Source organism: Streptomyces sp. NBC_01546 (assembly GCF_045208355.1).
Taxonomy (GTDB): domain Bacteria; phylum Actinomycetota; class Actinomycetes; order Streptomycetales; family Streptomycetaceae; genus Streptomyces.
The window spans coordinates 6,751,158-6,772,827 of sequence record NZ_CP109379.1 but is presented as its reverse complement, the minus strand read 5'-3'; the positions used below and the strand labels follow the sequence as shown (position 1 = coordinate 6,772,827).

Annotated in this window: 27 protein-coding genes; 14 read left to right on the top strand and 13 right to left on the bottom strand. The window is 69.8% G+C overall.

The features are described 5' to 3' along the window. Positions 1-319: 319 nt before the first annotated feature. Positions 320-1,036, bottom strand: coding sequence for a DNA alkylation repair protein (locus OHA89_RS31100; RefSeq protein WP_406367609.1), 717 nt, complete (start codon positions 1,034-1,036; stop codon positions 320-322). 49 nt (positions 1,037-1,085) lie between these two features. On the opposite strand from OHA89_RS31100, the gene OHA89_RS31095 reads away from it, so the two are divergent. From OHA89_RS31095 to lnt, 5 genes are all read left to right on the top strand, one after another. Then, positions 1,086-1,814 carry a TVP38/TMEM64 family protein gene (locus tag OHA89_RS31095; protein WP_257557438.1) on the top strand — a complete coding sequence of 243 codons (729 nt, stop codon included), beginning with the start codon at positions 1,086-1,088 and terminating at the stop codon, positions 1,812-1,814. A gap of 48 nt (positions 1,815-1,862) precedes the next feature. Further along, positions 1,863-2,741 carry an undecaprenyl-diphosphate phosphatase gene (locus OHA89_RS31090; RefSeq protein WP_266610961.1) on the top strand — a complete coding sequence of 293 codons (879 nt, stop codon included), beginning with the start codon at positions 1,863-1,865 and terminating at the stop codon, positions 2,739-2,741. Positions 2,742-2,865: 124 nt separating this feature from the next. Further along, complete coding sequence (locus OHA89_RS31085; protein WP_215149723.1) at positions 2,866-3,042, top strand: hypothetical protein; 177 nt, start codon at positions 2,866-2,868, stop codon at positions 3,040-3,042. 70 nt (positions 3,043-3,112) lie between these two features. Further along, positions 3,113-3,580, top strand: a complete 468-nt coding sequence (locus tag OHA89_RS31080; protein WP_266610959.1) for a nuclear transport factor 2 family protein — start codon at positions 3,113-3,115, stop codon at positions 3,578-3,580. A gap of 44 nt (positions 3,581-3,624) precedes the next feature. Continuing rightward, complete coding sequence (lnt, locus tag OHA89_RS31075; protein WP_266610957.1) at positions 3,625-5,211, top strand: apolipoprotein N-acyltransferase; 1,587 nt, start codon at positions 3,625-3,627, stop codon at positions 5,209-5,211. Here lnt and OHA89_RS31070 read toward each other — a convergent pair. Next, positions 5,135-6,040, bottom strand: coding sequence for a Gfo/Idh/MocA family protein (locus OHA89_RS31070; RefSeq protein ID WP_257557433.1), 906 nt, complete (start codon positions 6,038-6,040; stop codon positions 5,135-5,137). The two genes, lnt and OHA89_RS31070, sit on opposite strands and share 77 nt — an antisense overlap. 84 nt (positions 6,041-6,124) lie before the next feature. Between OHA89_RS31070 and OHA89_RS31065 the strand changes: the two genes are divergently transcribed. Together OHA89_RS31065 and OHA89_RS31060 are read left to right on the top strand one after the other, a co-directional pair. Beyond that, the gene (locus OHA89_RS31065; protein WP_257557432.1) at positions 6,125-6,652 is read left to right on the top strand and encodes a DinB family protein; all 528 of its coding nucleotides are present in this window, start codon (positions 6,125-6,127) and stop codon (positions 6,650-6,652) included. 139 nt (positions 6,653-6,791) lie between these two features. Then, positions 6,792-7,331, top strand: a complete 540-nt coding sequence (locus tag OHA89_RS31060; protein WP_406367607.1) for a hypothetical protein — start codon at positions 6,792-6,794, stop codon at positions 7,329-7,331. 43 nt (positions 7,332-7,374) lie between these two features. Here OHA89_RS31060 and OHA89_RS31055 read toward each other — a convergent pair whose 3' ends face one another. The 9 genes from OHA89_RS31055 to OHA89_RS31015 form a co-directional block, all read right to left on the bottom strand. Continuing rightward, complete coding sequence (locus OHA89_RS31055) at positions 7,375-7,887, bottom strand: hypothetical protein (protein ID WP_215149727.1); 513 nt, start codon at positions 7,885-7,887, stop codon at positions 7,375-7,377. A gap of 95 nt (positions 7,888-7,982) precedes the next feature. Continuing rightward, a complete protein-coding gene (locus OHA89_RS31050; RefSeq protein WP_030722329.1) occupies positions 7,983-8,651 on the bottom strand; it encodes a uracil-DNA glycosylase in 669 nt (222 codons plus the stop codon). 100 nt (positions 8,652-8,751) lie between these two features. After that, positions 8,752-10,335, bottom strand: coding sequence for an ABC transporter substrate-binding protein (locus tag OHA89_RS31045; protein ID WP_266610953.1), 1,584 nt, complete (start codon positions 10,333-10,335; stop codon positions 8,752-8,754). A gap of 152 nt (positions 10,336-10,487) precedes the next feature. Further along, positions 10,488-11,252, bottom strand: coding sequence for an SDR family oxidoreductase (locus OHA89_RS31040; protein WP_215149716.1), 765 nt, complete (start codon positions 11,250-11,252; stop codon positions 10,488-10,490). Between the two features lie 28 nt (positions 11,253-11,280). Further along, the gene (gene fabG, locus OHA89_RS31035; RefSeq protein WP_266610951.1) at positions 11,281-12,042 is read right to left on the bottom strand and encodes a 3-oxoacyl-ACP reductase FabG; all 762 of its coding nucleotides are present in this window, start codon (positions 12,040-12,042) and stop codon (positions 11,281-11,283) included. 121 nt (positions 12,043-12,163) lie between these two features. Then, a complete protein-coding gene (locus tag OHA89_RS31030) occupies positions 12,164-12,547 on the bottom strand; it encodes a DUF3037 domain-containing protein (RefSeq protein WP_215149714.1) in 384 nt (127 codons plus the stop codon). After that, positions 12,544-13,383, bottom strand: coding sequence for a HipA family kinase (locus OHA89_RS31025; RefSeq protein WP_406367604.1), 840 nt, complete (start codon positions 13,381-13,383; stop codon positions 12,544-12,546). Before OHA89_RS31025 ends, OHA89_RS31030 begins: the two co-directional genes overlap by 4 nt. A 76-nt stretch (positions 13,384-13,459) precedes the next feature. Further along, on the bottom strand, positions 13,460-14,587 hold the full coding sequence (locus tag OHA89_RS31020; protein WP_406368651.1) for a tyrosine-type recombinase/integrase: 1,128 nt from the start codon (positions 14,585-14,587) through the stop codon (positions 13,460-13,462). Between the two features lie 191 nt (positions 14,588-14,778). Beyond that, positions 14,779-15,081 (bottom strand): helix-turn-helix transcriptional regulator, encoded by a 303-nt coding sequence (locus tag OHA89_RS31015; RefSeq protein WP_383858186.1) that lies wholly within the window; start codon positions 15,079-15,081, stop codon positions 14,779-14,781. Positions 15,082-15,704: 623 nt separating this feature from the next. Here OHA89_RS31015 and OHA89_RS31010 point away from each other — a divergent pair. The 3 genes from OHA89_RS31010 (at position 15,705) to OHA89_RS31000 (ending at position 16,749) form a co-directional block, all read left to right on the top strand. Beyond that, on the top strand, positions 15,705-16,037 hold the full coding sequence (locus OHA89_RS31010; protein WP_383858188.1) for a hypothetical protein: 333 nt from the start codon (positions 15,705-15,707) through the stop codon (positions 16,035-16,037). After that, positions 16,034-16,480, top strand: a complete 447-nt coding sequence (locus OHA89_RS31005; RefSeq protein WP_406367602.1) for a MerR family transcriptional regulator — start codon at positions 16,034-16,036, stop codon at positions 16,478-16,480. Before OHA89_RS31010 ends, OHA89_RS31005 begins: the two co-directional genes overlap by 4 nt. 119 nt (positions 16,481-16,599) lie before the next feature. Then, positions 16,600-16,749, top strand: coding sequence for a hypothetical protein (locus OHA89_RS31000; protein WP_398429777.1), 150 nt, complete (start codon positions 16,600-16,602; stop codon positions 16,747-16,749). Between the two features lie 21 nt (positions 16,750-16,770). Here the strand turns inward: OHA89_RS31000 and OHA89_RS30995 are convergent, their stop codons facing one another. Together OHA89_RS30995 and OHA89_RS30990 are read right to left on the bottom strand one after the other, a co-directional pair. Beyond that, positions 16,771-17,673 carry a phosphotransferase family protein gene (locus OHA89_RS30995; protein WP_383858195.1) on the bottom strand — a complete coding sequence of 301 codons (903 nt, stop codon included), beginning with the start codon at positions 17,671-17,673 and terminating at the stop codon, positions 16,771-16,773. A 33-nt stretch (positions 17,674-17,706) separates the two neighbouring features. Continuing rightward, positions 17,707-18,789, bottom strand: a complete 1,083-nt coding sequence (locus tag OHA89_RS30990; protein WP_390755986.1) for an XRE family transcriptional regulator — start codon at positions 18,787-18,789, stop codon at positions 17,707-17,709. Positions 18,790-19,373: 584 nt separating this feature from the next. Here OHA89_RS30990 and OHA89_RS30985 point away from each other — a divergent pair. From OHA89_RS30985 to OHA89_RS30970, 4 genes are all read left to right on the top strand, one after another. Next, entirely contained in the window at positions 19,374-19,958 is a 585-nt protein-coding gene (locus OHA89_RS30985) for an anti-sigma regulatory factor (protein ID WP_121827706.1), read from the top strand. Positions 19,959-20,030: 72 nt separating this feature from the next. Further along, a complete protein-coding gene (locus OHA89_RS30980) occupies positions 20,031-20,603 on the top strand; it encodes a GntR family transcriptional regulator (RefSeq protein WP_406367601.1) in 573 nt (190 codons plus the stop codon). Next, positions 20,600-21,400 carry a hypothetical protein gene (locus OHA89_RS30975; RefSeq protein ID WP_398429771.1) on the top strand — a complete coding sequence of 267 codons (801 nt, stop codon included), beginning with the start codon at positions 20,600-20,602 and terminating at the stop codon, positions 21,398-21,400. Before OHA89_RS30980 ends, OHA89_RS30975 begins: the two co-directional genes overlap by 4 nt. A gap of 50 nt (positions 21,401-21,450) precedes the next feature. Beyond that, on the top strand, positions 21,451-21,648 hold the full coding sequence (locus OHA89_RS30970; RefSeq protein WP_121827709.1) for a DUF5999 family protein: 198 nt from the start codon (positions 21,451-21,453) through the stop codon (positions 21,646-21,648). Positions 21,649-21,670: the final 22 nt, after the last annotated feature.

Genomic DNA, 21,670 nt, shown 5'->3' with positions numbered 1-21,670 from the left:
CTTCCCGTATGTTCGAAGCCGGAACGGGACCCCTGAGTCGAGCCGACCCTCCCCCTGTGGGGTCCGCCGGACGATCCGGGAAGGGTCAGCTTCGTGCGCCGTCGAATGCGGCGAAGGGGAATTCCTCTGCGAGGACGGCAGCCTTCGGCGCGTCCGCGACTGCGGACGATGCGACGGGGAAGGCGTACCGGGACATGCCCCTGATCCTGCCGGACGGCCCCCGGCCCGTCGAATGAATTACCGCCCGGAACGCCGCGCGCGAACGCGCCTGACGCCTGACCGTCCGCGCGTGAACGTCCGCGGGTGAACGTCCGCGCGCTCAGAGGTTCTTGAGCGCCTCGCGCACGGACAGCGGGGACAGGGAGCACCGTTCGGCCTCGACGAACGCGCGCACCGCGTCCGGGTCCGTCTTCGCGTACTCCCGCAGGCACCAGCCGATGGCCTTGCGCACGAAGAAGTCCGGGTGGCCCGCCTGCCGCCGGCAGTAGCCGAAGAGGCGGTCGGTGTCGGTGGCGGATTTGTAGTGGAGCTGGTGGAGCAGCGCGGTGCGGACGAGCCAGAGGTCCTCGTCGCCGATCCACTCGTCCGTCACCGCCGCAGTCGCGGGGTCGGCGGCCACCAGCGGGCCGACCGTGTGCGCGGCCAGCAGGTCGACCGTGTCCCACCAGGGGACGGTGGTGATCAGGTGCCGGACCGCCGGCAGCAGGCCGGAGGAGCACCGGGAGACGTGCCGGCGCAGGTAGTCCACCGCGAAGTAGTGGTACTCACGCTCCGGGAGCCCCCAGCAGCGCAGCGCGAGCGCCGCGCAGTCGGCCTCCGCCGGCCGGGGGGTGTCCTTGGTCACTGCCTTGGACAGCTCGCGGCGCAGGGGGGTGGGGATGCCGAGGAAGGGCGCGACGTCCTTCATGTACGCGGTCATGGCCCGGGCCCGGACGGGGTCGGCCGCCCCCGCGTACGTCCCGGTCAGCCGCTCCAGGAGGGTGTCCGCGAGGGCGCTGCGCGGCACGCTCGGAGGTCGCCGGTCGTTCGACAGCATGAGGCCCAGATTACGGCGCACCGCCGCATACGTGGGCTAGTCTCCCGGGATGTCCCTCCTCCTCGCGCCGCGGACCCGGCTGTCGCTGCTCGTCGTGCTGCTGGTGGCGGCCGGCGTGTGCGTGCTGCTGTTCGAGCCCCAGCGCGTGCTGTCGGAGGGCTGGCCCCCGGGGCTCCCGGTGGGCACGGCGGTGGTGCTGTTCGCCGCCGGGTACGGCGTCTGCGCGGCGGCCTTCGTGCCCCGCCCCCTGCTCAATCTGGCCGCGGGAGCCGTCTTCGGCACCCAGTCCGGCCTCCTCGCGGCGGTCGGCGGCACCGTGCTCGGCGCCGGGATCGCCTTCGGCCTGGGCCGCGTCATGGGGCAGGAGGCCCTGCGCCCGTTCCTGCGCGGCCGCTGGCTCCAGGCGGCCGACGGTCAGCTCAGCCGGCACGGCTTCCGGTCGATGCTCGCCGTCCGGCTCTTCCCCGGGGTGCCCTTCGTGGTCGCCAACTACTGCGCGGCGGTGTCCCGCTGCGGGTGGCTGCCCTTCCTGTGCGCCACGGCGCTGGGGGTCGTCCCGAACACCACCGCGTACGTGATCGCGGGGGCCAGCGCCTCCTCCCCCGGATCGCCCGCGTTCCTCGTCTCGTTCGGCTTCATCGTGGTCTCCGTGGTGGCCGCCGGGGTGGTCGCCTGGCGCAAGCGGCACCGCCTGGCACCGGCCCGAATCCCCCAGGCGCCGTGCGAACTGGCGCCCCAGCACCCCCCTGTGGTCACCGGCGCTTCGCACGGGCCCTAGCATCGGACCCGAACTGCCCGACGATCACAAGGACGAGCGCACCCCGACATGAGCTGGTTCGAATCCCTAATCCTCGGTCTCGTCCAGGGGCTTACGGAGTTCCTCCCGATCTCCTCCAGCGCGCACCTGCGGCTGACCGCGGCGTTCGCCGGCTGGGAGGATCCGGGAGCGGCCTTCACCGCCATCACGCAGATCGGCACCGAAGCCGCCGTACTGATCTACTTCCGCAAGGACATCGCGCGGATCGTCTCCACCTGGTTCCGCTCGCTGTACACCAAGGCGCTGCGCTCCGAGCAGGACGCCAAGATGGGCTGGCTGGTCATCGTCGGCTCGATCCCGATCGGCGTCCTCGGCCTCGCGTTCAAGGACCAGATCGAGGGTCCGTTCCGTGACCTGCGCCTGATCGCCACCACTCTGATCGTGATGGGCATCATCCTCGGCATCGCCGACCGGCTGGCCGCCCGCGACGAGGAGGGCGGCCGGCACCGCGCCATCCGCGAGCGCAAGACCCTCAGGGAACTGGGTGTCAAGGACGGCCTGATCTTCGGCCTCTGCCAGGCGATGGCCCTGATCCCGGGCGTCTCCCGCTCGGGTGCGACGATCTCCGGCGGTCTGCTGCTGGGCTTCACGCGCGAGGCGGCGGCCCGTTACTCCTTCCTCCTCGCCATCCCGGCCGTGCTGGCCTCGGGTCTGTTCGAGATCAAGGACGTGGTCGAGGACCCGGGTCACATCTCCTGGGGTCCGACGATCTTCGCGACGGTCATCGCCTTCTTCGTCGGCTACGCGGTCATCGCCTGGTTCATGAAGTTCATCACCACCAAGAGCTTCATGCCCTTCGTGGTCTACCGCATCGTGCTCGGCATCGCCTTGTTCGTTCTGGTCGGCATGGGCGTGCTGAGCCCGCACGCCGGCGAGTCCGCCGGTTAAAGCCGGTCGAAGCCGGCCGCACTCACCGCTTCGCGTGAACCGCAGGCCGTTCGGGAACGTTCCCGGGCGGCCTGCGCGTCATTGTGCGTGGAGAGACGTGAAGGCAAGCAGCAGGGGGTGTCCCATGCGTCGAGTGGTTCTGGAGCGTTTTCCGGCCGGAAGCCCGCGGGGAAGCTGGCCCGCCGAGGAGTATGCGGCGCAGCGCCTGCGCGAGGGCGTGCCGGCGGAGGTGGTGATGGATCTGGACAGCGACGCGTTCCTCGTCGTGGTCCGGCAGCGGGAGGCGTATTCCGGTCACTGACGGGCCCGCAAGAAGATCCGGTGGGCGCACGACCCTTGGCCTGGTGCCCCCGCAGCCCCACACTTGCCCGATGACGCAGCGTGTGGACCTCGCCACGGTCATGGACCGGCTGGCGATCGACGAGGTGGTCACGGGGTACGCGGTGGCCGTCGACGACGGCGACTGGGCGGCCTACCGCGCCCTGTTCACCTCGGCGGGGCGGGCCGACTACAGCTCGGCGGGCGGGATCGAGGGTCCCGCCGGGGAGGTCGCCGACTGGCTCGCGGAAACCATGAAGCTCTTCCCGGTGCGTCAGCACCTGATCGTCAACCGGCTGATCCGGCTGGAGGACCTGGGCGGCTCCCCGGGCGACCGGGCCGAGGTGCGGGCGGACTTCCTCAATCCGATGCGGCTGGCGGGGGACGAGCTCGACGGGACGGTCACGGCCCCCAACTTCGTCGCCGCAGGGCGCTACTCCTTCGTGCTGGCCCGCACGTACGACGGCTGGCGGCTGACCCGCGTCACCGTGCACGAGAAGTGGCGGCACATGTCCGCCTGAGCCGCTCCACCCCGTCTGTCCCACACTGGAAGCGGAGGCGCGCCATGGTCTCGATCCGGGCTGGGTGGTTCCCGCGTTGGCGTGCGCCGGCCGCCGTCGCCGCCGGGGCACTGCCGGCCCTCGCCTTCCCCGCGCCCGCGCTCTGGTGGTTCGCGTACGTGGCGCTCGTGCCCTGGATGCTGCTGCTGAGGTCCGCCCCCACCGGGCGGCGGGCCGTGCTGGAGGGCTGGCTGGGCGGCGCCGCCTTCATCCTGGCCGTCCACCACTGGCTGCTGCCGAGCCTGCACGTGTTCCTGGTGCCGGTGGCCGCACTGCTGGGCCTGCTCTGGATCCCCTGGGCACTCCTGGTGCGGGAACTTCTCGGCGGGATCCCGGCGGCGGGCCGGGCGGCGGCCGCGCTGGTCCTCGTACCGGCTGGATGGCTGCTGTCGGAGCTGGCCCGGTCCTGGCAGGGGCTCGGCGGGCCCTGGGGGCTGCTGGGGGCCAGCCAGTGGCAGGTGCCGCCCGCGCTGCGGCTGGCCTCGGTGGGCGGGGTGTGGCTGGTAAGCCTCCTGGTCGTGGCGGTGAACTGTGCGCTGGTGCTGCTGATCGCCGTGCCCCGGGCCAGGGTGCCCGCGATGGCCGGGGTGACGGGATGCGCGGTGCTGACGGGGCTGGTGTGGCTGTGGGCGCCTCGCTCGCAGCCGTCGGGCGAACTGCGGGTGGCCGTCGTACAGCCGGGCCTGGTGGCCGACGGCCCGGACAGTGCGGAGCGGCGGTTCGCCGCCGGTGAACGGCTCACCCGGGGCCTGGCCGGACAGTCCGTCGACCTGGTGGTGTGGGGCGAGAGCAGTGTCGGCGGGGACCTGACTGCCCGCCCGGACCTGGCCGGGCGGCTGGCTTCGCTGTCCGCGCAGGTCGGGGCTCCGCTGCTGGTCAACGTGGACGCCCGCGCGGCCGACAGCCCCGGGATACGCAAGAGCGCGGTGCTCGTCGGCCCTCAGGGCCTGACCGGCGACCGGTACGACAAGATGCGGCTGGTCCCCTTCGGCGAGTACGTACCGGCCCGGGCCCTGCTCGGCTGGGCCACCTCCGTCGGCAAGGCGGCCGCCGAGGACCGCGTGCCGGGTGACACCCCGGTGCTGATGAACCTGCCCGGGCGGCCGGACGGCCGGCCCGGGGTCCGGCTCGGCCCGCTGGTCTGCTTCGAGTCGGCCTTCCCCGACATGAGCCGGCACCTCGCCCGCGACGGGGCCGCCCTCCTCGTCGCCCAGTCGGCGACCTCCAGCTTCCAGGACAGCTGGGCCCCGGCCCAGCACGCCTCGCTGGCCGCGCTGCGGGCGGCCGAGACCGGCCGCCCGATGGTGCACGCCACCCTCACCGGTGTCAGCGCGGTGCACGGCCCCTCCGGGGAGCGGATCGGCCCCGCCCTGCCCACCTCCGCGAGCACGGCGCGGGTGTACGAGGTCCCGCTCGCCGGCGGCACGACCTTCTACGTCCGCCACGGGGACTGGCCGGTGGCCGCGGCGCTCGCCGCCCTGGCGGCCTACTGCGTCGTGGAAGGCCTCCGCTCGCTCAGGAGGCCTGCCCCAGAGCCGAGCCCACCACCCGCTCGCACAGCTCGTGGGTCAGCAGCGCGTCGCGTGCGCTGAGCGTTTTGCCCGTCTCCACGGATTCCAGGAAGGCGTCCACCACCTGCTCGATGCCGCGCTGGCGGGCGACCGACACCCAGTCCCCGCGGCGCCGCACGGTCGGCTGGCCCTTGTGGTCGATGACCTCCGCGAGGTTGACGACCTGCCGCTTGGTGTCCTGCCCGGACACCTCGAGGATCTCCTCGGTGGAACCGGACAGCCGGTTCATGATGCCGAGCGCGGTGAAGCCGCCTCCGGAGATCTGGAGCACCACCTGGTGCATGAGTCCCTCGCGCACCACGGCCCGGACGTCGATGTGGTCGGCCTCGCCCGGCAGCAGGAAGCGCAGGGTGTCGACGACGTGGATGAAGTCGTCCAGCACCAGCGTGCGGACGTCCTCGGGCAGCCCGACGCGGTTCTTCTGCATGACGATCAGCTCGCGCGGGTGGTCGGCGCACTGCACGTAGCCGGGCGCGTAGCGGCGGTTGAAGCCGACGGCGAGCGAGACCCCGCGCTCCTCGGCCAGTTCCACCAGCCGCGTCGAGTCGGCGAGCTCGTAGGCGAGCGGCTTGTCCACGTACGTCGGCACGCCGGCCTCCAGCAGCCGCGTGACGATCTCGGGGTGGGAGGCGGTCGGGGCGTGCACGAACGCCGCGTCGAGCCCTTCGGCGAGCAGCGCGTCGAGATCGGTGTGCAGGCGCCCGGCCGGGACGTGGTGGATCGCGCCGACCCGCTCGAGGGTGGCCGGGGTTCGGGTCTGCAGGTGCAGCTCGATTTCCGGGCGGGTGGTGAGGACGGGCAGGTACGCCTTCTGCGCGATGTCGCCGAGTCCGATGCAGCCGACCTTCACCGGGAGCCTCCTGGTTCGTTCCTTGTGGGACGCTCGCAGCTTAATCCCTGGTGGTGGGGGGCTTGTTCGCTGAGGATGGCGGTCATGACGACCACGAGTTCCGGATCACATCGCACAGAGCCCTCCACCACCGCGGACGAGCGCGGCATGCTGGACGGCTGGCTCGACTACCACCGCGCCACCCTCGCCTGGAAGTGCGAGGGGCTCGCCGACGAGCAGCTGCGCCGCACGCCGCTGGCGCCCTCCGAACTGAGCCTGCTGGGCCTGGTACGGCACATGGCCGAGGTGGAGCGGTACTGGTTCCGGGAGATCATGCTCGGCGAGGACCTGCCCGAGCTGTACTCCACGCGCGAAGACGTGGACGGCGACTTCCACTTCAGCGAGAAGGCCACCTGGGCCGAGGCCGAGCAGGTGTGGCAGACCGAGGTCGAGCTGGCGCGCCAGGCCGCCGCGGGCCGTTCGCTGGACCTGGTGTCGGAGGCCGAGAGCCACCACCGCGGCGAGGTGTTCAGCCTGCGGTGGGTCTACACCCACATGATCGAGGAGTACGCCCGCCACAACGGCCACGCGGACCTGCTGCGCGAGCAGATCGACGGCGCCACCGGCGAGTAAGCCCGTGCGGGCGCCGCGCGGATCCGGGTCGGGATCCGGATCGGGGTCGGGGTCGGATAGCCCCTACCCGTCACCCGTGCGGGGTCAATATGGGCTCCGGGTTTTCACAACGCGGTCGTCGCGGAGCAGAGTTGCGCGGGTGCATCCAACCCGAACCACGACAAAGCTGCTGCTCGGAGTCGCCTGTGCCGTCTCGGCCGTCTCCGGCTGCGTGAACGTGAGCCCCGGCCCCGGTGCCGGACAGTCCGGCGGGGCCCCCTCCGCCGGACTGCCGCCGCACCACGAGCCGCGCGGCGGGCCGGGGTCCGCCCCCGTGGTCGTCCAGGCGCCCGCGCTGGAGGCGTTGAAAGCGGTCCCGGAGCAGTCGGCACGGCCCGCTGCCTCCGCCCCCGCCCGCCGGTCCGCCGAGCCCACGGCGCAGGGCGCCTCCGGCGGGCCCGCGCAGGCACCGCCGCCGGTCCCGGACATCCCGGAGCCGCGCAGGCCGTCACAAGCGTCCTCCGGCCGTGAGAGCGGCGGCCGCCCGCACCGCCCTCGGTCCGATGCGAAGGCGGAGCGGGAGCTGATCAAGGAGCTGCCGGTACGGCCCGCCGACGTGTGCGCGCTGGGCCGGCGGCACGGAGGATGGCACCCGGACAGCCCGGAGGCCCGCATCTGCGGGGGCGTCACGGGGGAATGATCCGGCCTGGCCGGCAGGACGCCCTCAGCCGCCCCCTACGCGCTCACGGGGACTGCTCCGGGAACGGCCGGGGCCCGGTGCCCGGTTCCGCGGCGAGCCGCCGCTCCAGCCGGGCGATGGCGGCCCGTACGCCGTTCCCGTACCCGTCGTCGGACAGCGCGCCGGTGGCGGCGCGGGCCCGTGCCAGGTGGACCCGGGCCGCCTCCGGCCGCTGGAGCTTCACGTAGTCGGCGGCCAGGCTGAGGTGCAGGGACGGGTAGAACACGCGCATCGCCGGATGCTGCTCCCGGGGTGCCGGCGGCCCGTCCCTGAGCGCCTCGGCGGCGGTCAGGGCCCTCAGGTCCCAGGCCAGCTCGTCGGCGGGGTCGTCCTGGGCGTCGGCCATGTAGTGGGCGAGCGTGCACCGGTGGAGGGAGTCGCCCTCCTCGCCGATCTCGGACCAGATCGCACCGAGCCGGTTGCGGGCCTCCTCGCGGTCTCCGGCGTGCAGCAGGATGACCGCCTGGCCGATCCTGGTCATGACGGCGTCCTCCGACGCCTCCTGCTGCTCCGTCACCGCGGCCTCCGGCTTGTTCCGCCAGACCTGCTCCGGTCTGATCATCAAGAAGCTAGCCGGAGGCACCGGCAATGGCGCCGAGGCGCGGTGGGCCGTCAGCCCAGGTCCGGAATCCGCCAGTCGATCGGCTCATGGCCCTGCGCTGCGATGGCCTCGTTGATCTGCGTGAAGGGGCGGGAGCCGAAGAACTTCTTGGCCGACAGCGGGGAGGGGTGGGCTCCCTTGACGACAACGTGCCGCTCCTCGTCGATCAGCGGGATCTTCTTCTGGGCGTAGGCGCCCCAGAGCACGAAGACGGCCGGGTCGGGCCGCTCGGACACCGCGCGGATCACCGCGTCGGTGAACTTCTCCCAGCCCTTGCCCTTGTGCGAGTTGGGCTCGGCCTCGCGGACGGTGAGCACCGCGTTGAGCAGCAGGACGCCCTGGCGGGCCCACGGCATCAGGTACCCGTTGTCCGGGACCGGGAGGCCGAGCTCCTCCTTCATCTCCTTGTAAATGTTGCGGAGCGAGGGCGGGGTCTTGACCCCGGGCTGCACGGAGAAGCACAGGCCGTGTCCCTGGCCGGCGCCGTGGTAGGGGTCCTGGCCGAGGACCAGCACCTTCACCTGGTCGAAGGGAGTGGCCTCCAGGGCCGCGAAAACCTGCTCGCGGGGCGGGTAGACCGGCCCGTTCGCCCGTTCCTTCTCGACGAACTCCGTGAGTTCCTTGAAGTAGGGCTGGTCCAGCTCCCCGCCGAGGACGGGGAGCCAGGACTCGGGCAGCATCTGGGTCACGGCGACAACCTCCGGTACATGTTCGTGCAACTGCTCCAGAACCTACCGGGGGCCACTGACAACGCCTCAGCCGCCCGCATCGCCGCCACCGCTACCAGCTGGTCTTGCGGTAGAACTCCCACATCTGCATGACGGTCTGCGGGTCCAGCGCCCGCTCGGCGCCCGCGATGTCGTCACGCGCGGCGACGTACAGCTTGCCCTGCCACAGGGGCAGCAGGCGGACGTCCTCGGCGAAGATCTGCTGGGCCCGCTCGAACTCGTGGACACCGGCCGCGCGGTCGCCCTCGCGCCGGGTCTTGGGCAGCAGGTCGGTCAGGATCTCGGCCGGCTCGTACGGGGTGCCGACCGCGTTCTCCTTGCCGACGAACGGCGCGATGAAGTTGTCCGGGTCCGGGAAGTCGGGGAACCAGCCTCGGCCGAAGACCGGGTACTCCTGGCCCTTGTAGCCCTCCTGGAACGCCTTCCAGGGCTGGCTGCGCAGGGTGATCCTGAAGAGGCCGCTCTCGTCCAGCTGGCGCTTGAGCTCGGTGAACTCCTCGGCGGTGGAGGAGCCGTACCGGTCCGTGGTGTACCAGAAGGTCAGGTCGACCGGCGTGGGGACCCCGGCGTCCTTGAGGATCTTCGTGGCCTTCTTGACGTCCGCGTGCCCGTACTTGTCGTAGAAGGGCGTCTTGTGACCGACGACCCCCTTGGGAACCATCGAGTACAGCGGCTCGGCGGTGCCCTGGTAGACCTTGGAGACGAGCGCCCCGCGGTCGACGATCTGGGCGATGGCCTGGCGGACCGGGGCCTTGCTGGCCGCCGGGTCCTTGGGGTTGAAGACCAGGTAGCGGATCTCGGCGCCGACGTTCTCGACGACCTGGACGCCCTGACCGTGCGCGTCGGGGCTCTGCAGGTCCTTGACCTCCGGGGCCGACAGGCCTCGGTAGGTGGCGTCGATCTCCTTGGCCTTGAGGGAGGCGACCATCTTCGCGGAGTCCGTGAAGTAGCGGATGGTCACGCCGTTGTTCCGGCGGTTGGCGAAGCCCGTGTAGCCCTCGTTGCGGCCGAGGACGGCCTCGTTGCCCTCCTTGTACGAGTCGAGCACGTACGGGCCGGAGCCGGTGACCTTGCCGTCCTCCCGCACCTTGTCGGCCGGGTAGTCCTTGGGCGCGACCAGCGAGGCGGCCGGCGAGCCGAGGACGAAGGGGAAGGTGGCGTCGGGAGTGTTCAGGTGGAAGACGACGGTCAGCTCGTCCGCGGCCTCGATCTTGTCGAGGGAGCCGAAGAGGTCCTTCGGGCCGACCTTGGAGCCGATGGTCCGGATCCGGTCCAGGGAGTGCTTGACGGCCTTGGCGTCGAGCGGCTCCCCGTTGGAGAACTTCAGGCCCTTGCGCAGGGTGCACCGGTACGACTCGTTCGCCGCGTCCGTGAACTCGCAGCTCTGGGCGGCGTCCGGCTGGGGCTTGGTGGAGCCCGTGGGGAAGGCCAGCAGAGTCTGGTAGACGTTCCGGTACAGCTCCCAGGAGCCGTCCCATGCCGCTGCCGGGTCGAGGGTGCTCGGTGCGCTCGTCGTGCCGACGATGATCGGCTTCGTGTCGGCGGCACTGTCGTCCGAAAGCAGGCCGCAACCGGCGAGCAGGGATATGGACGCAAGGGCCGCAGTGATCTGCAGGCATCTGGTCCGGTTGAACACGTGCACGCTCCTCGATCAGCCAGGGGTGCGGCAGACCCTACCGCAGTGCCCCACGAATCCAATGGGTAGGTTTCGTGGGGCACTTGACCGGTTCCGTGCACATTAGGTACGCATTTGCCTCCCTTTCGGTGGCAAATGCGTCCGATTATCGGTCAGTGCACTCCGGCATTGAGGAACATTCCGCCGTCAACGACGAGAGTTTGCCCTGTGATCCATTCCGCTTGTGCAGATGTAAGAAAAGCGGCCGCGCCACCGATGTCCTCCGGGACCCCGAGCCGGCCGAGCGGATAGGCGGCCGCGGCCTCCTGCTCCCGGCCCTCGTAGAGCGCCTGAGCGAACTTGGTCTTGACCACCGCGGGGGCGATCGCGTTGACCCGGACCCCGGGCGCCATCTCGTGGGCGAGCTGGAGGGTGAGGTTGACCATGGCGGCCTTGCTCATCCCGTACGCGCCGATGAAGGGCGAGGCGGAGACCCCGGCGATCGAGGCGATGTTCACGATCGCCCCGCCGTTCTCCTTCTGCCAGGCGTGCCAGGTCCGCTGGGCGAAGCCGAGCGCGGAGATCACGTTCGTCTCGAAGACCTTGCGCGCGACCCCGAGGTCCAGGTCCGCGATCGGGCCGAAGACCGGATTGGTGCCGGCGTTGTTGACCAGGAAGTCGACCCGGCCGAAGGCCTCCATGGTGCGCTCGACGGCATGGGCCTGGTGGGCCTCGTCGTGCGCCTTGCCGGCCACTCCGATCACCCGGTCCGCGCCGAGCCGCTCGACGGCCTCCTTGAGGGCGTCCTCGTTGCGTCCGGTGATGCAAAGCCGGTCGCCGCGGGCGACCAGCGCCTCGGCGATTCCGTAGCCGATGCCCCGGCTCGCTCCGGTGATCAGCGCGACCTTGCCGCTGTCGATGCCGTTGTACGTCGTCATGGCGTATGCCCTGCCTCTCGTGAGCTCGTCAGTTGAGCGGGCCGCCGGCCACGTACATGACCTGGCCGGAGACGAAGCCGGCGGCCTCGCCCGTGAAGAAGGCGATGGCGTTGGCGATGTCGTCCGGACGGCCGACGCGCTGGACGGGGATCTGGGTGGCGGCGGCCGCCTGGAAGTCCTCGAAGCCCATGCCGACGCGGGCGGCCGTCTGGGCGGTCATCTCGGTGACGATGAAGCCGGGGGCGACGGCATTGGCGGTGACGCCGAACTTGCCGAGCTCGATGGCCAGGGTCTTGGTGAAGCCCTGCAGACCGGCCTTGGCGGCCGAGTAGTTGACCTGGCCGCGGTTGCCGAGCGCCGAGCTGCTCGAGAGGTTCACGATGCGGCCGAACTTGGCCTCCACCATGTACTTCTGACAGGCCTTGGACATCAGGAAGGCGCCGCGCAGGTGCACGTTCATGACCGTGTCCCAGTCGGTCTCGCTCATCTTGAAGAGCAGGTTGTCGCGCAGCACGCCCGCGTTGTTGACCAGGATGGTCGGGGCGCCCAGCTCGCTCGCGACGCGCGCGACGGCCGCCTCCACCTGCGCGCCGTCGGAGACGTCACAGCCGACGGCGAGGGCCTTGCCGCCGGCCGCCGTGATCGCCTCCACGGTGTCCTTGCAGGCCGCCTCGTCGAGGTCGAGTACGGCGACGGCCCGGCCTTCGGCGGCCAGGCGCACGGCGGTGGCCGCGCCGATGCCCCGGGCCGCCCCGGTCACGATCGCGACGCGCTGCTCGGTGGTGGACATGCTGGATCTCCTCGCCCTTGAGAGGCGGCCGCCCAGAGGTGAGCAACCGCTTAGTAGCTTCAGCTGAGGAGACGCTAGGAGCCCTGGCACCCGGTGTCAACGGGAGCCCCGGCCCGGCGCGCTAGCGGACCAGCAGATCCAGCAGCCGCTCCACCTCGGCGGCCGGGTCGGCCGTCAGGCCGGTGTGCACCGGACCCGGCTGCACCACCGTGCTGCGCGGGGCGATCAGCCACCGGAACCGCCGCCCCGGGTCATCACCCGCCGCCTGACCGGCGGACTCGCCGCCCGTGCACAGGCCCTCCACCCCGCGCAGGGCGGCCCGCACCCCGGCCACGTCGGCTCCGGGGTCCAGGGCGAGGAGCTTCGCCTCGTCGAGGTGGGTGCGCGCGGCCACGTACGAGCGGGCCCGGCAGTAGACGATCACGCCGGCGTTGAAACACTCGCCGCGTTCCATCCGGGGCACCACACGCACCAGCGCGTACTCGAACACGTCCCGCTTGGTCACTCGTCGTCGCTCTTGTTCTTCCGGGGGCGGGGGTCGAGGCGGTCGGCCAGCCAGCCGGGGGGACCCGACCGGGCCTTCACCTCGGCCGCCATCGAGATCCTCTCGTGGATCGTGGCCGCGCGCGGCAGCAGCGCCTCCACATAGGCGCGGCGCAGCGCGTCGGTGGAGTCGAAACCGGGCTCGTCCACCAGCCACTCGTCGGGCACGTCGGCCGCGACCTCGGTGAGCAGTTCCTCGGTGACCAGCGGCGCGAGCGCGGCCGCGGCGGCCGCGATGTCCGGGCCCACGGGGGCCAGTACGTGGTCGGAGGCGTTGTAGGGCTTGGCGGCGGCGGCCTGGGCGGTGGGCCAGTTGTGGTGCCAGATCATGGTGGCGCCGTGGTCGATGAGCCACACGTCCCCGTGCCAGACCAGCATGTTCGGGTTGCGCCAGGACCGGTCGACGTTGTTGATCAGGGCGTCGAACCAGACCACGCGCCCCGCCTCGACCGGGTCCACCTGGTAGGCGAGCGGGTCGAAGCCGATCGACCCGGGCAGGTAGTCCATGCCGAGGTTGAGCCCGCCGCTGGCCTTGAGCAGCTCCTGGACCTCCTGGTCGGGCTCGCCGAGCCCGATGACGGGGTCGAGTTGCATCTGCACCAGCCGCGGGACCCGCAGGCCCAGCCGCTGGGCCAGGCGGCCGCAGATGACCTCGGCGACCAGGGTCTTGCGGCCCTGGCCGGCTCCGGTGAATTTCATGACGTACGTACCGAGGTCGTCGGCCTCGACGATCCCCGGTAGCGAGCCGCCCTCACGCAAGGGTGTGACATAGCGGGTCGCTACGACCTCGTTCAACACTTTCCCAGGCCACCCATCTCTTTTGCCTTAGAATCCACGAACGACTTCAGCAAGACGTAGAGGCGGGAATCGCCGATCAAGTGGGCTGGGGAGAATCTGGGGAGTTCCGGCCGGCGAGCCGCCCCTCCTGCTCCCCCAGCAGCCCGTCGATGGTGCCGCGCCCCTTAGCGCCAGCTTCCGGCATGAAGTGAGCATAGTAACCGAGGGTGATCGCGGGCGAAGAGTGCCCGAGCCACCGAGCCAGGGTCACGACGGACTCCCCGGCCTCCAGCATGATCGAGGCGTAGGTGTGCCGGAGCACATGGAAACCGTCCTTAGGGGCCGCGGCCCACTGCCACGCTTTCGCCCCCTCGGCGCGTGGCGGTATGACGCCCGCCTTGGCCAGTGCGGGCTTCCAGGTGTAGGTGTTCCATGTGTTCACCGCGACGGCATTCCCGAAGCGCGTGGTAAGCAGCAACGCAACCTTCTTCATATCTCCATCTGGCCTTCCCCATGGAAGCTCCACCACTACAGGCGGATACGCCTCCACGTGACGCCTCAATTCCTCGGCGACCGACCGGGGCATATCTACAGTGCGGACCTTCTTGCCCTTCGGCAGGGCGAAGTACAGCTTTCCGTGGATAGCCTGAACCTGTCGCCGGACGTAAAGCACTCCGCGTTCAAAGTCGATATCCTCTGGACTGAGCCCGAACACCTCGCCCTGCCGAAGTCCGCACCCCAGGCCGACTACGACGGCGATCCTATTTCGCGGATTGATGACGTCACGGACTCGAAGTGCCGTACTCATCGGCCACGCATCGCGCCGCTCCCGTGGCGATTTTGGCCACCGCACAGATTTAGCATGCATCGGGTTGCGGACAAGACGCTTGTCGTCAACAGCCGCTTCCAGAATGGAGGAAAGCTCGGAAAGGATGCCACGTTGATAGTCGATCGACGAGACTGTTGACCCCAGCTTGGTTATGAACGCCCTTAGGTCCGTCGCCGCGATGTTGCGGAGCGGGAGCTGGCCCAGGTGCGGGACGATATGGAGACGCGTTCTTCGTTCCTGGCTGTCCTGGGTCTTCGGAGCACCCCCTCGCCCCGGCGCCCAGTGCGCCGCGATGTAGTCGGCCAGCGTGATAGATCCATCACGCGGGTCTACGAACTCGCCTCGCTCCTCGTCCGTGGCTGCGCGACGAAGCCACGCCTTCGCGTCCTCAAGCACATCGAAGGATCGGTCCCGCACCCCCGGTATGCCAGCAACCTTGTACCGCTTGCCCTTGCCGTAGCGAGCGGTCTTCTCCCTCCTCCCGGTGACGGGATCCTTCTTCTTCCTGATCCAACGGTCCTCGATATAGCCGGCCAATCCAGCCCCCCTTCAAAAGGATGTAAATGCCGCGCGGTGAATCCGGAGCATCATGCGCCGGAGCTCACGCGTCGCTGCGGCTGCGCGTTCAACGGGTCCAAAGCAGGGTTGGAACGGGAGTCTGCGCATTCTTGCTCGTGGATCCAGGCGTCCAGGGCTTCGCGTCGGTACATGACGCGCCCACGGGGGCCCATGCGAAAACTGGGAGGCCCCTGCCGTCGATGGCGCCAGACATAGAGTGTTTGTGATGCGAGGCCAAGGTACTCAGCGGCATCCTTGACGTTGAGGAACGACGTTCGGGCTGCGCCCGTCGGGGCCGATTCAGCCAGAGGAGCGCGTTGCGATCGCGGCATGGGTATGAGGGTGCTCTCTGCGGGAACCAAAGGGTTAGGGCATGTACAGCCCGATTCGCGACGACTCCACCGCCAAGCGCAGTCGCACACGAACAGGTCAATGGTCCACGCGATCGCCGGTTAGGCTAACCGGCGATGATGGGCTATGTTGCGCTCGATTCCTCGACCTCTTTCTCCCTGCACGCCGTCCCTGACATCTTTGCGGGACGTTGAAGATTGACATGCCGTGCAGCCGAGTCTCCAGCCATAAGCCGGATTCTGTTGTCTGCCCTAGGCGAATGCAGCTCTACGCAGCCGAGAAGGGCACAGGGGCGGAGAGCCCCTGGAGGCCGAAGGACGCTAGCCGACCAGCCTCCCGCCCGAAATCTCTCGCCCGGGGTGATGAGGCTCGTTTACTGTTCCTGTCCCCACCCGGTACCCACAGCTCGCCAGAGCTGCTCACGTCGGTTCCCCACACGACGCTCCAGCCCACGTGCGGATACGACTCTCGGGTGGAGCGTCCGACGATCAGTCCGGGTCATGGCCTGGCCAGTCGCACAGGATGACTTGCAACCGGTACCTAGGTACAGGTTTACCGTCGGAGGTGTCCCCCTTCTGGGGATGCGACGACGGGAGTGAGCGCGATGAATGATCTTGCGTGGGTGCCGCAGTCCTGCACGCTGCCTACCGAAGCCCAGCCGCTGCGGGTCGCGGAGTGGGACGGCCTGTTCGCCGAGCGGCTGACCGCGGTGTCACGGTCCGGGCCGCTGCGGCTGCGCCTGGACCTGGCCGGCGGACCCGATGTCGAGGAGCGTATGCGGGACCTGGCGGACCGAGAGGTTGGCTGCTGCTCGTTCTTCACCTTCACCGTCACCCCGGGCGAGGCCCTGGTCGGCCTCGACATCGCGGTGGACCACGAGCACGCTGCGGTCCTGGATGCCCTGGCCGAGCGGACCGCCGCCGGGGGCCGGCGGTGAGCGCGGGGCTGCGCAGCGGGCAGGTTGCCGAGGCGGCCGGGGTGAACGTCCAGACCCTGCGCTACTACGAGCGGCGCGGCCTGCTGGCCGAACCGGAGCGCAGCATCGGCGGCCACCGCCTTTACGGCGAGGACGCAGTGACCGCGCTGCGAGTGATCAAGGCGGCGCAGCGGCTGGGGTTCACGCTGGAGGAGGTGGCCGAGCTGCTGGAGGCGGGACGTCACCGGCACGGCCGTCCCGTCGCCGGTCTCCAGGAGCGGGCGCGCGTGAAGCTCGCCGAGATCGACGCAAAGATCTCCGACCTCACCACCATCCGCACCGCCCTGGCCGCGGCCACCGAGGCCGGGTGCGACGACCTGACCGCCTGCACCGGAAGCGCCTACTGCCCCATCCCCTTCACCGACCTCGCCGAGGAGAACCGCCATGCCGGGCCCTGCTGCTGACCCCCACCCCCACCGCACCCCGAAGGCCCCTGGGCGGGCTGGCGCTCTTGCCTGTGTCGCGTGCTGCGCGCTGCCCGTCTTGATCACTGTCGGCATCGTCGGCAACGGGCGCCGGGACGGTGGCGGGCTGGCTGCCCGCGCTCGCCGTGGTCCTGGCCGTGCTCGCCCCCGGGACCTGGTGGCTCGGACAGCGCCGCGCCCCCTGTACCTGCGGGTCGAAGACCGCCGGCGGGGACACCTGCGACTGCAAGGCGTCGGCGCACCGCTGAAGACATAGCGGGACATTACATCTAGAGAATATTCCAGCGAAGCTGCCCGTCTCGCCTCCGGAGCCCGTCAACCCGGCGCTGGATCTCACTCAGAGATTCGGGGGCATGCCGAACCTTCCGGGCATTTGTCGTAACCATGCGCAGTTCGCGGATGTCGCGTAGAACCGAGTAGCCAGCGCTTTCCCTAATGTCCAACCCGTAGGCGTCCACGAACGCTTGGTAGTGGGCTTCGCCGTACCCGAACCGCCGGCAGTGGACTTCGACGGTGACGAGGTCCCATTCCGGCTGGCCTTGGGCGATCGTGTCCCAGTCGCACAGCACCGCAGATCCATCGGCAGTGTGCAGCGCGTTTCGGTGTTGCGGGTCGCCCTGAATCAGTCCTGGATCCAGGGCAAACGGGACTCCCTCCAGCGCCTCTTCGAGCCGGTCCGCCTCATGTTCCAGATAGCGGACTCGAGCGACAGGGAGGCAGGTGATCGCGCTCAGCGAGCGGCGGATCGCGCGGATGTTGTTGTGCTCGGCTAGGGCGATCGGGGGTCGAGGCAGGGTGTGGAGCGCCTTGAGGGGCCCTGCCAGTTGCCATGCCGGCACCGGGCTCTCCGGCTGTGGCAGGTAGGTCCAGAAGGTGACAGCGTGTCCGTCGATGATCAGCGGCTGATCGCAAGGGTGAAGAGGGACTGTGGGGAAGTCTGCTTCGATCAGCCAGCGAACGAAGGAAACCGTGCGCATGACGCTATCGACGTCCGTCCCCTTCCGCGCAATCTTGGCTACCACCTGCTCCTTCTCCAGAAGGAGGACCGCATTGGTGTGGCCGCGGAGGAGACGCGCGTCTCGGCTGTCGAGGCCGGCCTTCTCGCAGGCCCGCTCCAGCACCTGGTACATCTCGAAATCGTCGAACCCACCGGGGGCCGGCGTGATTGTCATGCCACACAGGCTGACCGACGAAGGCCCGTCCTGTCACATCCGTCCGGGCGGAAGCTCGATGATCTCAAGAAGCTCGCGTGCCGCCCGGCCTGTACGTATCGCCGGCGGAAGGACCTCTACGACCTCACGGGCCCTTTCCTCCACGATGGGCGTGCGGTGGGCGGGGTCCATCCGCAGGAAGGTGGTGCCGGCCAGCTGGCAGGCTTCGGCAGGACTGCGATCCCGCGCGAAGCAGATCGCGGCCTCAAGCCGGAGGAGCGCCGGGTCGATTCCGCTCTTGTCTCGGTACAGGGCAAGAGCCTCCTCCTGGACCACGCGTGCCTCACGGGTGCGTCCCAGTGCTGTCAACGTGCCGCTCTTGTAGAGCAGATAGCGGCGCTCCGGGAAGGCGAAGGCGTCATTGGACGAGTCCCCTCCGAAGTGCTCGAACGCCTTGGCCGCGTACCGCAGCGCCTCCTCGGCCTCGGTCTGGGCACCGAGCTTGGCGAGAGCCCGCGCTTCCGCTGCTGCCGCGAAGGCATGCGTGGCAGAAGCCCGGACTCTGCTGCTGATCACCCTGGCCTCTCTGCAGAGGCTCACCGCGCTGGTGATCGGACCGTAGTAGAAGGGCAGCATCGCGGCCTGAGCCCTGACACGGGCGCGAAGCTCGACGTTCCCGCTGTCATCCGCGGCGGTGCGTGCCGTGGCGTACCAGGAGCGTGACCGCGCCAGGTCGCCAAGTTTCATGAGCGCGTCCGCTGTCAACGTGGAGATCATGGCGGACAGTTCAGAGAGGCGGACCTGAACGGCTGCCGGCTGCCGGGACGCGGCCAACCCCTGGACCTCCGAGAGCAGGTCCAGAAGACGGCTGAGCATCAAGGTCGGCGGCGTCGAGACGTACTCCTGGCTGGCCCACAGGACCATCTCCTCAATGTGGTCCAGCTGGGTGGGGGTGACCGTGGCCGAGGCAAGGGTGCGGTCCACGGCTTGGCGTACGACATCGACCCTGTCGACGAGGGATCCAGCAGCAGTCGGAACACGCTCGGAAAGATCGGGCACGCTGTACTGATCGGTGCGAGGCGTGTGCGGGGGCCGTACCTGAAGAACGATTCCCTCGACCGCCCGGGTGTCGTCCAAGTCCAAATCGTCTGGTGAGCAGGCGTAGAAGGCGGCCAGCACGAGAACTGTCGAGCGAAGTGGCCGGTGCTTTCCTGTCTCCCACAGGCGTAGCTGCTCCACGGTGACCCGCGGGGCTCCGTCCCGCTCGGTGACAAGACGGCGCAGCTGCTCCGCAGCGTCGACAAGGGTGAGGCCCCTGGCCAGACGCTGCGAACGCAGTTGAGAGACCGAGCAATGTGTATGAATCGAGTGGGCGATTTCGCCGATTGAGCGTCCTCGCTCGACGCCGTTCTCGCGTAACCGACGTGCGCAGGACGGGCCGTGAGGTTCAAGGCCACTTCTCATGAAGACGATCCCCTTCCGACTCGGTCGCCAGCGTACTGACCAGCCAACCGGCCGGTGAGAGAAAAGCGTGACTCCATCGGCCAAGGGCCTGGAAATACGTGAAGGGTCACGTACGCCCGTCACGTTTACGTGCGCCGTCGCGGTTGCTGCTCCTGGGCTCGGAGAGCGAACGTTGCCCTCCCCGCGGCCCCGAGCTCACACGCTGCTCGTCGGCCCGGCCATTCGACGGTCCCTTCTCCCAACTCGGGAGGCACATCGTGTCCCAGGCACCACCCCTGAGCGACAGCCTCACGCTGGCGACCACGCCGAACGCCGTGCGCTGGGCGAGGCTGCACACCACCGACGTCCTCTCTCGATGGCGGGTGCCGGCCAAGGTCATCGAGACGGCGGAACTCATCGTCTCCGAGCTGACCACGAACGCGGTGCAGCACTCCGAGGAGGGCGAGCGGGTCTCGCCGTACTCCTCTCTGTCGACCTTGAGGACCTTCGATCTGGTGCTTCAGGTCGGCAACGGGGTGGTCCGTGTGTCGGTGTTCGACAACGACGAGCAGGCGCCCGTCCTAAAGCAGCCCGGGGCCGACGCAACGAGCGGCCGGGGGATTCTCCTCGTCGCTGCCGTGAGCAGCAGGTGGGGGCACTACCCCGTCCGCAACGGCAACAAGACCGGAAAGGTCGTGTGGGCCCAGGTCAGCCTCGCGCCTGCGGCCGAACCCCGGAGGCACGAACGGGCTCAGTCGCGTCCTGCTCAGCCTTCGGAGACCGTACGCAGTGCGCTGCCCCGCACGAGTGAGGTCGACCCCACTCTCCTCGGCCGAGTGCTTGTCGGCGTGAGGGGGCTTTGAACCGTGGATAGGACCGCCTTCCTCCTGATCCGCCGCCGTCCTCCGGCAGCCTCTGCCTCACGGACCGCAAGCATGCTGAAGCGGGACATCAGCAGGCTGCAGTCACTCAAGGCCCGACGCACCGTGGTGCCGGGCAAGTCCGTCGAGGACGCATACCACCTCGTGTACTCCTCCACCCAGCCGTGGCTCGGCCTTGCCCGAACACAACGCACCGCGAGCGACTCCCCGGCCGATCAGCTCCGATGGGAAGTGTGGATCGCGGCCCTCACCCCGTCTCCCCACGGGATCCGGGGCACCTGGGCCCAGGCGTGTCTCCTCGCCGGCCAGGGCCGCGACATGTTGTGGGCCTTGATTGAGGCCCTCGTGCCCGGCCGCTCGGTCGGCTCTGTCTCCCAGGAGATCCAGCAGCGCATCGCGAGCGGCGCCCTGGCCCCGTCTTCCCGGCTCCGCGGGCGGAGGCTGGCGAGGTCTCTGCGGGTACCGGCCTCGTCCGTCCGCCTGGCGCTCGCGGACCTCGCCACGACCGGGCTGGTAGAGGTCAGCGCCAACGGATGCTTCGCCGTCGTGGCCGTCAGTGCACACGTGAGTCGGCACGGCCAGCAACAGGCGATCACCGTATGCTCGACCGAGACGCGTGCCGCATGAGCGCCCGCGTACCCGCGCTCTCCGAGGTGCCGCTGCCCCATCTGGAGCAACAGGTCCTGGAGCTCGTTGCTGAGGGCTACGAGGATCCGGAGATCGCATCCCGGCTCGGCCTGGGCACCGACAGGCACGTGCAGTACCGGCTGGCCCGGATCGCGCGCCGCTTCCGGCTCGGTGCTGTCGTCCGGCCTCAGCTCGTGGACCACGCGTACACCCACGGCGCTTTGGCTGCTCCCGCCGTTCTCCATCCACTACTTCTGGAGGCGAACGCGTACGGCCTGGTCCGCACGCTCGCCGCTGGCAGGCCGGTCAACGCCTATGCCCGGCTCCTGGGTCTGAAGCCCTACCAGGCCCAGTACCTGCTGAAGAAGACCCGGGCCAGGCTGAATGCCACGTCGCGGGCCTCCATGATTCGGCGGGCGTGGCAGCGGCAGATCCTGGGACCGACGCAGTTCGCCATGGACCTGGCCGGCCTGCACGTCGAAGGCCCCCAGCCGCCGGAAGCGGGGCGATGGGTCATCGTGCCGCTCTTGAGCGGCTACCGCCTCGCAGCCCCGGCCGGCGGCCCCCAGCCCACCAGGCACCTCGATGTCCCCGACCAGGAGGCGGCCGACGCTGCTGGCAGGTTCATCTCCGGCCGTCCGGGCTTCGCACCGCTGTGGATCACCCAGCCCGCGAAACCCGGCGACCCGGTCCGCGTCAGCTGGGGCCGACCGCACTCGGCACTCCGCTCGCGGCCCAGCGCCGGGCCCATCCCGCCGTCGAGGGACGCCGAGTTCTGTCTCACCCAACGCGCCTGACCGACGCCCGGCCGCATCCCTTCCCCAACATCTCCAGCGAGGACTCCACCATGTGCGAGCACCCGATCGCCTGCCCGGGCGCAGACTCCCCTGACAGGGAGGCGGCCAAGCCGACCGCCTCCCACTACGAGCAAGGATGGTCCCTCCTGTGCAACGGGATCCTGCTCTTCGAGGACACGGGTGAGCTGCTGCCCGACGGCCAGATCATCGCCCCGCACCGCCCCACCCCCGCGGCGGTGGCAGCGTGACCCTCTTCCCCACCCCCCTTCA